This window comes from Paraburkholderia sp. BR14312 (genome assembly GCF_040948675.1).
Classification (GTDB): Bacteria; Pseudomonadota; Gammaproteobacteria; order Burkholderiales; family Burkholderiaceae; genus Paraburkholderia; species Paraburkholderia nodosa_A.
Genome location: NZ_JBFPKI010000024.1, coordinates 50,226 through 62,488, shown reverse-complemented (window position 1 = coordinate 62,488; position 12,263 = coordinate 50,226). Strand labels below are relative to the sequence as shown.

Below are 12,263 nucleotides of genomic sequence, written 5' to 3'. Positions count from 1 at the left end.
TTCATGGCAGGCCCCGCAGCGGTTGCAGCAGTCTGCCAGCTTGCCAGCGCTCAAAAACACGACATCTGTAAATAGCCAGAACACGACATTAGGACGTAGCCCTCACATCAAAAAGTTCGATAATTTGTGTTATGTAAAATCGAATAACGTCCACCGGGCACATCTCCTGCGCCGCGAACCCATGCCGCCTCACTGGAGGAACCCATGACGCCCGCCCCCACATCCGGGCAACCACCCGGCGCCGGTTCCCACCCAGAGCCAACGCGCGCACAGCGCGTCGCCGCCTGGCTCGGTCTGTGCGCGGTGCCGCTCATCTGGCTGCTGCATCTGGCGCTCGGCGTCACGCTCGTTTCCACGGCCTGCGCCGACGTCGTCACGCAGGATCCGATGCCAGGCTGGCACGGCACGCAGTGGATCCTCGGCATCGCCTCGGTTTGTGCGCTCGTGCTTGCACTCGCCATTACCTACGCCGCCGGCCGCGCCTGGCGCAAGATTGCCTACGTCGCGCACGAAAAACGCGACGCCAACCGCTTCGTCGCCTAGTGCGGAGCGACGGCTTCCGTGGCCTTCACTTTTGGTCTCGCTTTTTCGATCTGCATACTGATCGCGGTACCGATCGAGCGCCTCTGCACGGCCTTCGACTAGGCGTCGCGATCTCCGCGTTGCAAACACCGCCAGACAGCCCGAATGCGCCAGCGTTAGCGAGCGAGGCCTTTTCTTTGGATTGCAGATGATCGCCTCGGACCAACGCACTCGCCGAAGCGCGAGATCCACGAAATTCCCGGCGTTATTGCCGCGACCGTTGCGCTCGCAGCGTAGTCTGAGGAAACGTCAGAAAAGCAAGTTTTACCGTATTTTCGCGGCCATCACGACAGGGGCGAATCGGCAAAGGCAACGGAGCAATTTGGCCGGGCAAGTCCCCGCATTTCGCCCAATTGAATGGAGTGCTTCCGACGTACAGTCACATCCGTAGGCATGGACGCATGTGAAACCGCCTGCCGATTCCAGGGAGATCGGCAGTGAAATCGTTAAGTAAGACTATGTATCAGGTCGCACGATTCGTTATCCGATGGATGGATCAGATGACGGGATCGTAACGCCATCCCTCGCGGCTCCATTGCATCGTATGCGTCGGCGCGAGCGCGGCGATGAAATCGGCGTCGTGCGAGGCCACGATCAGCGCGCCTGGGAAGTCCGCTAGCGCCACTTTATCGTGCAATGCCCGGCGCAAGCCGTACGCTTTAAAAGCGGTCGATCATGCCGAACTGCACGCCGCGCACAGGCGCACCCGGCCAGGACGGCGGAAGGCCGGTGACGTTCACACCGCGCAGCGTGAAGGTCGCCTGATTGCGATTGCGCAGCCACCCTGCGCTCGCGTAGAGCAGCACGCGCTTCGAGAGGTCGTACTCGCACGCGGCGCTGAACTGGTCGGCGTCGTTGTCGGCGCCCGAGAGGTCGTGCACCCACGCGTAACCCAGTGAAGCGCGAAACCGCGAGGTCACCGCATAGCGCGCCGAGACCGAAACGCCGTTGTTGTGGTTGCGCGGCGTGCCGCCATCGCCGTTGAAGTACGCGAGAAACCCGGTCACCGGCCCGAGCACATACGACACGCCGCCCAGATTGGCTCGCAGCGCGCCATCGCCGTTTTGCTGTTGATGCGCCCAGGAGATGCGAAACGGTCCGTGCCGCCACTCGACGGTTTCGATGTTGCCGGCCAGCCCGTTGCTGCCCGTGGACGGATCGCGCAGCGAGGCCATCAGCGTGGTCGAGAAACCGTAGATGTCGGGAGACAGATACGTGATCGCGTTGCTTTCATAAGGCGTGATCTTCGACAGATTGTTGAGGCCCGAAGCGATGGTGCCCGCGCCGAACGCGTCGAGCTGTCCCTTGAACGGGATATAGATCGGCGAGTATTGCCGCCCCACGCGCACCGTGCCCCACTGCGTGCCGACTCCTATCCACGCCTGGCGGTTGAAGATCGTGTTCGCTACGGCAAAGGTGCCGTCGTTGGAGCCGAAGCCGTTTTCCAGCTCGAACAATATCTTCATGCCGCCGCCGATATCCTCCACGCCCCGCAGCCCGAAGCGCGAGCCGCGATACGCGCCCGAGTCCATGCGCGCGACCCAGCCCGCGCCCGGATTCGTCACTTCGATGCTCGTGTCGAGCGCCCCGTACAGCGTGACCGAGCTTTGCGCGTGTGCGCTTATCGTGTGCAACGTGGCGAAGGTTGCCGCAGACAACACCGCCCAGGCGCGCGCTGCGCGCAATGTTCGACTCATGTGGGAAAAGCGGGTGAAGCGCACGAGCGGTGCGTCGCATGCTGCATGAGGGGCGGCAGGCGTCGTGCTTGTGACCTGCCGCCGCGTGGAAAAACCGCAAGCCGCGGCCACCCGGTGCAGCCGGGCGGCCGCGCGTTGCTTATTGCTTCGGCAGCGCGTAGGCAATCACGTAGTCGCCGAGCTTCGTGCCGAACGAGCCGTGCCCGCCTGCCGCGATCACGACGAACTGGCGGCCGTTCACCGCGTACGTCATCGGCGTGGCCTGGCCGCCCGCCGGCAGCCGCGCTTGCCAGAGCCGGTTGCCGTTGTTCACGTCGAAGGCGCGCAGGTAGTTGTCCGCCGTCGCGCCGATGAAGATCACGCCGCCCGCCGTCACCATCGGACCGCCCAGCATCGGCATGCCCGTGCGGAAGGCCACGGGAATCGGCGAACTGTCACGCGTCGTGCCGATGCGCTTTTTCCAGACGATCTGGTTGGTCTTCAGGTCGACGACGGAGATATAACCCCACGCCGGCTGCTTGCAAGGCAAACCGATCGGCGACATGAACGGATTGAGCGTCACGCCGTAAGGCACGCCGTATTGCGGCTGGATGCCCGCCTCCGTGCCGCTGCCCTTCGCGCCCGGCTGCGGCTCGAGCGGATTGCCCGGCCCGCGTGGGATGAGCCGCGAGACGAACGGCAGCGCGATGGGGTTCGCCACGGCGATCTGCCGGTCGGTGTCGATGGCGAGGCCGCCCCATTCGAACATGCCGAGGTTGCCCGGGAAGATCAGCGAGCCTTGCAGCGAAGGCGGCGTGAACGTGCCTTCATAGCGCAGCTGGTGGAACATCACGCGGCAGATGAGCTGGTCGTACATCGTGGCGCCCCACATGTCGGCGTCGGTAAGATTCTTCGACGGCCGGAACGTGAGCGCCGAGAACGGCTGCGTGGCCGAGACGTGGTCGCCGGGCGCCGCGCCCTGCGGCACCGGCATTTCGGGCGCGGGCACCACGAGTGCCCCCGTGCGGCGGTCGAGTACGAACAGGTTGCCCGTCTTCGCAGGCGCGTACACCACCGGCACGGTCTTGCCGTCCTTGTCGGTGATGTCGGCGAGCGTGGGCTGCGAGGGCTGATCCATGTCCCACAGGTCGTGGTGCACCGTCTGGTAGAACCAGGCGAGCTTGCCGGTCGACGCGTGCAGCGCGAGCAGGCCCGTTGCGTAGCGCTCGAGGTCGGGCGTGCGGTCGCCGCCCCAGATGTCCGGCGTCTTCACGCCCATCGGCAGATAAACGATGTCGAGCTTGGCATCGTAGGCGGCCGGCGCCCACGAGTTCGGCGAATTCCACACGTAGTGCTCGCCGGGGCCCGGAATCTTGTTCGGGTCCGCCGCGCCCGGATCGAACGCCCACAGCAATTCGCCCGTGCGCACGTCGAAGCCGCGGATCACGCCGGAGGGCTCGCGCGTCGAGAAATTGTCTTCCACGGCGCCTGCCACGACGATCACCTTGTTCGTGACGATCGGCGGCGAGGTGGGCTCGTACATGCCCGGCGTCGTGACCGGCATGGCGTGCTGCAGGTCGAGGTCGCCGTTGTTGCCGAAGCCCGCGCAGCGCTCGCCCGTCAGCGCATCGAGTGCATACAGGTGGCCGTCGTTCACGGGCAGCAGGATGCGTCGCATGCAGGTGCCGTTCGCGGCGGCAGACGTTGCTGCGGCCGCGGGTGCGCTCGCGGGCGCGGCGGCTTGCGTTGCCGACGCGGGATCACTGGCTGGCCCACCCGCTTCGGTTCCGGAAGCCGCCGCGGCGTCCGATGCGGCCGCGGGCGTTGTCGCCGTCGCTCCCAGGTCCGCCGCCGCGGCGTTCACGGACGCCGCCGAAAGGTCCACGAACGACACGCCCCGGCAGGTCACGTGCTGGAACGAAGGATCGGCCTGAAGCTTCGGATCGAACTTCCATTTGAGCTCGCCGGTTTGGGCGTCGAGCGCGAACAGGATCTGGTGCGGCGAGCACAGGTAAAGCAGATCGCCGATCTTGATCGGCGTGACTTCGTTGGTGATCTCGACCGGATCGTTGGGGCCTTTCATGTCGCCGGTGCGGAAGGTCCAGGCCACCTGGAGGTTATGCACGTTCTCGGGCGTGATCTGCTGCAGCGGGGAATAGCGCGTGCCTTGCTGGTCGCGTCCATAAGCGGGCCATTCGGACGGCTCGATGCCGTCGACGCTCGGCGCCGGCGTGGCCCTCACCGCCGCGAGCGAGCCGTTGATCTGCTGCGGGTCGTTGAAATGCGCATACACGAGCACGCCGCCCCATACGAGCAGCCCGACCACGAGCGCAAGCACGCCGAACTGGCGCGGGCGCTCCAGATGCCAGCTCATGAGCACGAGCAGCCAGATGCCGAACACCACCAGCACGCCCGAGCGCGGCACGAGCGCCCAGAAGTCCGGCCCCGACTCCCAGAGGCCCCAGATCGCCGTCCCGATCAGCACGATCGCATAGAGCACGAACGCCGAGGGGCTCGCGCGCCACAGCAGCCACGCGAAGACGAGCAGCAGCACGCCCGTCACGACGTAGTAAGGCGAGCCGCCGAGCGACATGAGCCACACGCCGCCAGCCAGCAGATACACCGCCGTGAGCAAGGTGAACAGCACGGAGATGACGCCGATGAAGCCCAGCGGTTTCGATAGTCTGGCCATGATCTCAACCCTTCCTCGAAGAATGTCGTCTGCGATGGCGGAAAAAGCGTGGCGTCAGAACACGTGCATCATCCCCACGTAGGCGCCCGTCTGCGATTGGCCAGCCATGGGGCTGGTCGGCGTGCTCGAGTCGCGCGGCGTCGCGAACACCGAGAACGTGCCGTTCTTGCTGTTGTCCACATACGCGACCGTGCCATACAGGAACGTGCGCGCACTGAGGTTGTACGTCGCGCCCAGCGCGTAGAGCATGGCGTGGCTCGCGGGGTCGTGCGAGGCGTCGCCGCCGCCCTCGCCTACATGAATATAGAAACCCGCGGCGGTCACCGCCCACTTCGGGGTGGCCTGCCAGGTCGCGCCCAGCCAGTAGTGGTCGGCCGTATCGGAAATGCCGGGCGGCGAATCGGGTGCGGAGTAATGCGTGTACGCCGCCTGGATCTTGAACTTCTGCACGCGCAGGTTGCCGCCCACGAAGTATTCGCGCGAGGCCGTGAAGATGTTGGAAAAGCGCCCGCTCGAATCGCGTAGTTCGTCGTAGATGCCGCGCAGGTCGAAGAGCGGCGAGTGATACGAGAGCATGATGCCGTCCGAGCGGCCGAACTCGCCTTCGGCGCCGGCGTTGAAGTTGCCTGGCTGGTTGCCGAACGAATACTGGCCCTGCACGTCGAGGCCGTTCCATACCGGGCTGTGATACTCGACGTTGTTGCTCGTTTGCTGCCAGTTGCGCCCGCGCACGAGCGAGGCCGACGACACTGCCTGCTGCACGAACGGATCGAATGCCCACACGCCGTCGCTGTCGATGAAGAGATTACGGCCGGCTTGCAGTTGCCCCCATGTGTCGTTCTTCAAACCCACATAGGCACGGCGCGACCAGAGCCGGCCGCCGCCCGTGGTGCCGTTCATGATCTGCACGGCGGTTTCGAGGTTGAAGATCGCGGCGCTGCCGCCGCCCAGGTCCTCAGTGCCCTTGAGGCCGAACATGCTGGTGCCCCAGTCGCCGCCTTCGGCGCTCCAGCGGCTCGAACTGCCGCCGTTGCCGTTCGCGATGTGATTGAGGTATTCGATGCCGCCATCCACGCGGCCATACATCGTGACGCTCGATTGTGCGCTCGCGGCCGAACTGGCGGCGAGCAGCACGACTACGCCCAGAGTCGCTTTCACGTTGGCTCCCTCGTGGAGTCTTCTTGCTTGATCCGGTCCATGCCGGGGCGGATAACATGGTTGAACGTGCAGACAAGCCGGCGTGGCCGGGCTCATGCCGGCCACATCGCGCACCAAAAAGCATAGCGCGTGGTGAAGAAAGCCGCATTCTGGCTGGACGGCGAATGACGCACAGTTGCATGCGCGCGACGGCGGTGGTGGCGCAGAGCATTTCGCGTGCCGCGCCGCACCATGCGCACCACAACGCGACGCTCTCGAACATCCGCAGCTTCGGCCCGAAGATCAGCGCGGTGCGAACGGGACGAAATCGCGTTCGAACCCGTGGCGTAAGGTGATTGGCGCTAGCGCGCGTCGTGCCGCGAATCGGCCTTCGCGGCGTCGCCACGCTGGGCAGGTTGCGGCTGAGCCGAGCGCGCAGCGTGAAAAACCGGCAAACGCCAGCCGAAGTAGAGCGCCGCCAGTCGCAGCGCCACGCACGAAATCACGGACACCCAGGGCGTCCAGAACGTCGACCAGCCCGCATACGTGAGCCCCACCTGCACGGCGGCCCCTAGCAGCGCCGCCGACGCATAGATCTCGCGCTCGAGAATGGCAGGCACGCGCGAGAGCAGCACGTCGCGCATCACGCCGCCGCCCACCGCGCTCACGATGCCGAGGAGGATGGCCGGCTCCGCGCTCTGGCTGTACGCAAGCGCCTTCTGCGCGCCTGCCACCGCAAAGAGTCCAAGACCGATCGCATCGAACAACAGCACGGGATGACGTAGCCGCCGCACCTGCGGATACGCGGCAATGGTCAGCCCCGTAGCCAGCAGCGTGACGGCGAGGTAGGCCCAGTTCGCGAGCCCCGCTGGCGGCACCGCGCCGATGCACAGATCGCGGATGATGCCGCCGCCGCACGCCACCATGAAGCTCACGACGACGATGCCGAACAGATCCAGCCGCCGCTGCCGCGCGGCAACGGCGCCAGAGATCGCGAAGGCGAATGTGCCGATCAGGTCGAGTACCGTATAGGCCGTGTGAGCGTTGATATGCGCGCCCACGTGCGCCCCGAGTGCCACGCTCACGCCGCCTCGCTTTCGCGGCCGAGCCAGGCGGCGGCCGCGCACAGCATCGCTTCGAGGCCGGTGCGTAAGGTGGGGTCGAGCAGCGCGCCAATGGCGGGCGCCACGGTTTCGACCAGATGCGGCATGGACGACTCCTTCATGCGTATTTCATTGTGCAATGTGCGGCGTGCGCGCCGCGATCTCAAACACCGTCGATCAGGCTCTGCGCAAGCTTGGCGAGCAACTGGTCGAGCGTCTTGCGCTCGTGTTCGGTGAGGACGGCCGCGAGTTCGGCTTCGAGCTTCGAGCCGGCCTTTTCCGAGGCATTCGCCACTTTCGCGCCCTCGGGCGTGACGCGCAGCACGACGCTGCGCCGGTCTAGCGCATGCGTGCCGCGGCCAATCAGACCACGCGATTCGAGTTCGCCGAGCGTTTTGGAAAGCAGCGTTTTTTCGATGAGCGCTCGCTGCGAAACGGCCTTGGGCGTGATGCCCGGCTCGGCGCGGATGATGCGCAGCACGCGCATGGCACGCACGTCGAGATCCCAGCGCTCGCGGTAGACCGCGTTGGCGCGATCCATCAGCAGCGCGCTCGTTTGATCGAGCCTGAAGGTGAGGAAATCGGAATACAAATGCCTGCTCCCATCCGTACGCTAGCTGGACGCCAGTATAGTCAAATAGTTGAAAACTTCAACTATCTGGATCGGGGAAACACGATCGAGCGGATGCGGGGATGCGGATGTGACAACGCGGCGGGCCCTCGTTCGAGAGGAAGCCCGTCGCGCAGGGGGAAACGTCCGGCGGGGACAGATGCCCCGCGGACGTCATCGCCGAATCGACTTAGAACGCGTGACGCATGCCCACCGTCACGGCAACCTGCGTATCGGTCGACGAAGGCGAAAGCGTGTTGATCATGGCGTGCGAAAGCACCGAGCCTTGCGGTGCGCCGTGCACGTTCTGGTATACGCCTTCGAGGTAGAAGTCGGTGCGCTTGCTGACGGCGTAGTCCGTTTGCAGCATCGCCGTGTTCCAGCCCGGGTTCGTGCCGTTGTAGGCGCCGTGCGTGTACGTGTACGCACCCGAAACGCTCCATGCCGGCGTGAGCGCGTATTTCACGTTCGCTTCGAAGTTGTCAAGGCGCAGCGAACCGGCGAGCGAGCCGGCCGAGTCGTCGTTCGAGCCAAGATAGGTGCCCGTGCCGAACGAGTAGACGCCTGAGGCGTTGTCGATCTGCGAATGGCTCCAGACCAGACCCACCGTCGCGGGGCCGTACGTGTAGTTGCCGCCGAGCGACCAGACGCGTTGACGTTCCGCCAGGAAGTTTGCGCTCGTGTCGCTGGAGGTGACCGCGCCGCTGCTGTTGCCCGCATTGTTGAACTGCAGGTAGCCGGCTGCGAGGTTCAGCGGGCCCTGGCTATACGAAACGGCGAAACCGTACGAGCGGTTGTTCGCGAAGTCGCCGGCCTTGTTGCTGAACGAGTACATCGTCTCGAACGTCACGCCGTACCAGGTCGGGCTCGCGTACTTGACGGAGTTGTTGATGACCACCGAGTTCGCAGCGAGGTTGTCGTTCTCGAACGGGTGAGCCGCGAGGCTGCCGCCCCACGTGTTGAATTCTGCCGTGAGCGGGCCGACGAGGTCGTTCATCACGTCGAACTGGCGGCCGAACGTCAGCGTGCCGTACGGATCGCTTTGCAGGCCCACCCACGCTTGCGAGCCGAAGCCGAGGCCCGAGAACGCCTGCGCACCGTTGTTGAGCAGGAAGCCTTGTTCGAGCTTGAAGATTGCGTGCAGACCGCCGCCCAGATCTTCCGAACCCTTGAGGCCGAATACCGTATTCTGCGTGGAGCTGCTGTTGAGCTGCCAGTTGCTATGGCCGAACTGGTTGTTCGTGTAGACGAGACCGGTGTCGATCAGGCCGTAGAGGGTCACGCTGCTTTGCGCGTGCGCCGAAATAGCAAAGGCGCTCAGAAGTGCCGCGGCGAGTAGCGATTTTTTCATGTTTTTAAGCTCCGGATTGGGCGGTGGGTCAATGCATCGAATTCAGGCGGCCGGCACCATCGACGTGCAATCTCATATGCGTGCATTCCATTTCGGTGCGGATTCAAAATCGAAAAGCAATCCACCGATGATTATTGCGAGTTACGCAATTGACCAGTGTTGATAGAGCAATGGCAAAAATGGAAATCGTGCGGTGAGTGCGGGCGAATCGAACACCCGCATGATAGGGTGCCGAAAATAAAAATGGTGTCGAAATTCGAGTGACGTGGCGTCGATGGCACAACCACGCTCGGCAAGGCTCGACGCACGTCGAGGAATGTGCGGGGCGTGAATATCGTCGAGACAATTACATAATGCTTTCGAAGCGATGCATTAAGCCAGGCGAGAAAGGCCGATTATCTTCATCGAGAATCCCTGAGCTAATCGGCCCTGTGGAGCGCGTTGATTATTCTTTTAATGCGCACTCTCTTTTGGCTGATTCGTTCAAGCAGCCGGCGCAATCGAGGCGCCCGCTATGGCGTGACGCTCCAATGCCTGCGCGACGAATCCCGATGCCTTCATCGTTTCGACAAACGCACCAAGCGCTTCGGCGGCCTGCGGACCGCGGCGCTTTGCGACGCCCATGGCCTGGCGAATCACCATGAAGCGTTCGTCGAGCAGACGCAAGCCGCCGGCTTTCGCGGCATCGGCTTCGAGTTGCTGCTTCACCCCTGCGGCCACTTCGAGCCCTTGTTCGAGGAAGGTCTGCACGACGGTGGGCGAAGTCGGTGCGCGCACGATTTGCGCCTGCTTCAGTTCACGCGTGAGAAAAAGATCGTAGGCACTGCCCTTGCCCACGGCCACGCGGTTATGCGGTTGATCGACCTCGGCATTGGTACGCACCGGCGAATCGTTGCGAACCAGATAGAAGCCTTCGATCAATACATAAGGCGCGGTGAACGCGATCGTTTCGCCTCGCTTGGGATCGACGGCAAAGAAGCCAAAGTCCGCGCGTTCGTCGCTCACGGCTTCGACGGACTTGCCCGCTGCGTCGAATACGACAAGTTCGAGCGGCACACCCAAATGCTGCGCGAAAGCGCGCGCGAGATCGACGGAAACGCCGAACGGTTCGCCCGACGCCGCATCGCGATTCGCGAGTATCGGATTGCCGAGATTGATGGAGGCGCGCAACGTGCCCGTGGGCGCGAAGGCTTTGACGACAGCGGGATCGATGGACATGGGGAACGCGGGGCGAAATCGGGGTCTTTCGAGCATATCACCCCGCCCGCCTGTGCGCGCCCACCATCACCACGCGTTCATCGCTCAGCCCGTGTCCCCACCGGCGACCGGCAAGATCGAACCGGTGATATAGCTCGCCTCGTCCGAAGCGAGAAAGAGGATCGGCGCGACCTGTTCGTCGAGACTGCCATAGCGCTTGAAGAAGGTCGAATCGGTGACCTGGCGCACCGCCTCGCCCATCCAGGCCTTTTCCTGCTTGCTGTCGCCCGCGGCATTGCGCGGAATGCGGCGCGGCGGCGCTTCGGTGCCGCCCGGCGCCGTGGCGACCACGCGGATATTGTGCTCCGCGTATTCCATCGCCAGCGACTGCGTCATCGCATTCACGCCGCCCTTCGCGGCCGAATACGGCACGCGGCGAATACCGCGCGTGGCGTTCGACGACACGTTGACGATGGTTCCGCGCCCGCGTTCGAGCAAATGCGGCAGCACGGCATGGCATGCGTAAAGCGTGGGCATGAGCGAGCGGCGGATTTCCGCATCGATCTGCGCCGGCTCGAATTCCGCGAACGGACGCATGCGGATGGCGCCGCCCACGCCGTTGATGAGAATGTCGATGCCGCCAAACTTCTGCGCGGCGAAATCCATCGCCGCTTTCGCGCCTTCATACGTTTCGAGGTCGGCGACGAAGCCCGCCGTTTGCGCGCCCTGCGCCTCGGCCGCGACTTCGGCCACGAAATCCGCCCGATCGACGAACACCACCTGGCCGCCTTCGGCCGCCGCACGCAGCGCCACGCCGCGGCCAATTCCCTGCGCCGCCCCGGTGACGACGACGACCTTGCCTGCGAATCGTTGCATGATCATGCCGCCGTCGGGACTACGTTGGGAGTGAACTTCTCGTAGTGGAAGCTGTTGGGCTTCACGCCTTCGTCGTCGAAATACTTGCGCACGGCGTCCACCATCGGCGGCGGCCCGCACAGATACACGTCGACGTCGCCGTCGTTCAGGGCGTCCGCGGGAATATGCTGCGTGACCCAGCCCTTGCGCGGGTGATTCGATTCCACATCGGCAATCACGGTAGCGAAGCTGAAGTTCGGCAGCTTCGCCGCGTAGGCTTCGATGGCTTCAACGAGCACCAGGTCGAGGTCGCGCGTGACGCCGTAAATCAGGTGCACCTTCTGCTGCGCGTTGGTGCGCGCGAGCACCTCCAGCATCGAGAGGAACGGCGCGAGACCCGTGCCGCCCGCGAGGAACAGCAGCGGCCGCTGCACGTCGCGCAGATAGAAGCTGCCGAGCGGCCCCGTCAATTCGAGCTTCGTGCCCGCTTGTGCGGCTTCGAGCCACGTGCTCATCACGCCGCCCGGAATCTTCTTGATCAGGAAGCTGATTTTCGATTCGCCCGGTGCGGAAGAGAAGGAATACGAACGATGCTGGCCGCTGCCCGGCACGTCGATGTTGACGTACTGGCCCGGCAGGAACACGGGCCCCGCTGCGTCGACATCCAGTTCGAGCACGACCGCGGCGTCGTTGTGCTGTTCGACCTTCGCGACCGTCGCCGCGAACTTGCTCTGCCCTGTCTTGCAGACCGTGGACGATGCGGGAATCGCGATCACACAATCGCTTTCCGGCACCATCTGGCAGGTGAGCACGAGACCGCTGTCCTTTTCGTCTTCGGTCAGCGCGTCCTCGATAAAGTCTTCGCCCAGGTCGTAGCTGCCGCTTTCCGCGCGGCACTTGCAGGTGCCGCACACGCCGTCCGAGCAATCCATCGGCAGGTTGATGCGCGCGCGAAAGGCCGCATCGAGCACTTTTTCGCCCGCCTTGCAGTCGATGAAACGCGTGACGCCGTCTTCGAAATTGAGTGCAATCTTGTAGCTGGACATGGTGTCTCCTTCTA

13 protein-coding genes are annotated in these 12,263 nt (G+C 64.2%); 2 read left to right on the top strand and 11 right to left on the bottom strand.

Going from position 1 to position 12,263, the window contains the following annotated elements:
• Window positions 1–208, top strand: a 208-nt coding sequence (locus AB3X98_RS39810; protein ID WP_368606400.1) for a hypothetical protein, incomplete at its 5' end; no start/stop codon positions are given.
• Window positions 205–543 carry a hypothetical protein gene (locus AB3X98_RS39805; RefSeq protein WP_368606399.1) on the top strand — a complete coding sequence of 113 codons (339 nt, stop codon included), beginning with the start codon at window positions 205–207 and terminating at the stop codon, window positions 541–543. The genes AB3X98_RS39810 and AB3X98_RS39805, both read left to right, overlap by 4 nt.
• Window positions 544–1,078: 535 nt before the next feature.
• On the opposite strand, the gene AB3X98_RS39800 is transcribed toward AB3X98_RS39805, so the two are convergent.
• From AB3X98_RS39800 to benC, 11 genes are all read right to left on the bottom strand, one after another.
• Window positions 1,079–1,219: a hypothetical protein gene (locus AB3X98_RS39800; RefSeq protein ID WP_368606403.1), complete on the bottom strand. Its 141-nt coding sequence runs from the start codon at window positions 1,217–1,219 to the stop codon at window positions 1,079–1,081.
• A 22-nt stretch (window positions 1,220–1,241) separates the two neighbouring features.
• Window positions 1,242–2,279, bottom strand: a complete 1,038-nt coding sequence (locus AB3X98_RS39795) for a porin (RefSeq protein WP_368606398.1) — start codon at window positions 2,277–2,279, stop codon at window positions 1,242–1,244.
• A 139-nt stretch (window positions 2,280–2,418) separates the two neighbouring features.
• Window positions 2,419–4,950 (bottom strand): glucose/quinate/shikimate family membrane-bound PQQ-dependent dehydrogenase, encoded by a 2,532-nt coding sequence (locus AB3X98_RS39790; RefSeq protein WP_368606397.1) that lies wholly within the window; start codon window positions 4,948–4,950, stop codon window positions 2,419–2,421.
• A gap of 54 nt (window positions 4,951–5,004) precedes the next feature.
• Window positions 5,005–6,108, bottom strand: coding sequence for a porin (locus AB3X98_RS39785; protein ID WP_342947517.1), 1,104 nt, complete (start codon window positions 6,106–6,108; stop codon window positions 5,005–5,007).
• Between the two features lie 341 nt (window positions 6,109–6,449).
• Window positions 6,450–7,136: a trimeric intracellular cation channel family protein gene (locus tag AB3X98_RS39780; RefSeq protein ID WP_368606402.1), complete on the bottom strand. Its 687-nt coding sequence runs from the start codon at window positions 7,134–7,136 to the stop codon at window positions 6,450–6,452.
• A gap of 32 nt (window positions 7,137–7,168) precedes the next feature.
• The gene (locus AB3X98_RS39775) at window positions 7,169–7,312 is read right to left on the bottom strand and encodes a hypothetical protein (protein ID WP_176733003.1); all 144 of its coding nucleotides are present in this window, start codon (window positions 7,310–7,312) and stop codon (window positions 7,169–7,171) included.
• A 41-nt stretch (window positions 7,313–7,353) separates the two neighbouring features.
• Window positions 7,354–7,782, bottom strand: coding sequence for a MarR family winged helix-turn-helix transcriptional regulator (locus AB3X98_RS39770; protein ID WP_069268904.1), 429 nt, complete (start codon window positions 7,780–7,782; stop codon window positions 7,354–7,356).
• A 208-nt stretch (window positions 7,783–7,990) separates the two neighbouring features.
• Window positions 7,991–9,151, bottom strand: a complete 1,161-nt coding sequence (locus AB3X98_RS39765) for a porin (protein WP_069268903.1) — start codon at window positions 9,149–9,151, stop codon at window positions 7,991–7,993.
• Window positions 9,152–9,634: 483 nt separating this feature from the next.
• Window positions 9,635–10,369, bottom strand: coding sequence for an ABC transporter substrate-binding protein (locus AB3X98_RS39760; RefSeq protein WP_368606396.1), 735 nt, complete (start codon window positions 10,367–10,369; stop codon window positions 9,635–9,637).
• A gap of 84 nt (window positions 10,370–10,453) precedes the next feature.
• Window positions 10,454–11,230, bottom strand: coding sequence for a benzoate diol dehydrogenase BenD (gene benD / locus AB3X98_RS39755; RefSeq protein ID WP_368606395.1), 777 nt, complete (start codon window positions 11,228–11,230; stop codon window positions 10,454–10,456).
• Entirely contained in the window at window positions 11,227–12,249 is a 1,023-nt protein-coding gene (benC, locus tag AB3X98_RS39750; RefSeq protein WP_368606394.1) for a benzoate 1,2-dioxygenase electron transfer component BenC, read from the bottom strand. The genes benD and benC overlap by 4 nt, the downstream gene beginning before the upstream one ends.
• Window positions 12,250–12,263: the final 14 nt, after the last annotated feature.

Excerpts from the sequence above, each read along its gene's own strand:
- AB3X98_RS39805 (WP_368606399.1), top strand. The coding sequence starts at position 205 with ATGACGCCCGCCCCCACATCCGGGCAACCACCCGGCGCCGGTTCCCAC.
- AB3X98_RS39795 (WP_368606398.1), bottom strand. The coding sequence starts at position 2,279 with ATGAGTCGAACATTGCGCGCAGCGCGCGCCTGGGCGGTGTTGTCTGCG.
- AB3X98_RS39790 (WP_368606397.1), bottom strand. The coding sequence starts at position 4,950 with ATGGCCAGACTATCGAAACCGCTGGGCTTCATCGGCGTCATCTCCGTG.
- AB3X98_RS39775 (WP_176733003.1), bottom strand. The coding sequence starts at position 7,312 with ATGAAGGAGTCGTCCATGCCGCATCTGGTCGAAACCGTGGCGCCCGCC.
- AB3X98_RS39765 (WP_069268903.1), bottom strand. The coding sequence starts at position 9,151 with ATGAAAAAATCGCTACTCGCCGCGGCACTTCTGAGCGCCTTTGCTATT.
- AB3X98_RS39760 (WP_368606396.1), bottom strand. The coding sequence starts at position 10,369 with ATGTCCATCGATCCCGCTGTCGTCAAAGCCTTCGCGCCCACGGGCACG.
- benD (WP_368606395.1), bottom strand. The coding sequence starts at position 11,230 with ATGATCATGCAACGATTCGCAGGCAAGGTCGTCGTCGTCACCGGGGCG.
- benC (WP_368606394.1), bottom strand. The coding sequence starts at position 12,249 with ATGTCCAGCTACAAGATTGCACTCAATTTCGAAGACGGCGTCACGCGT.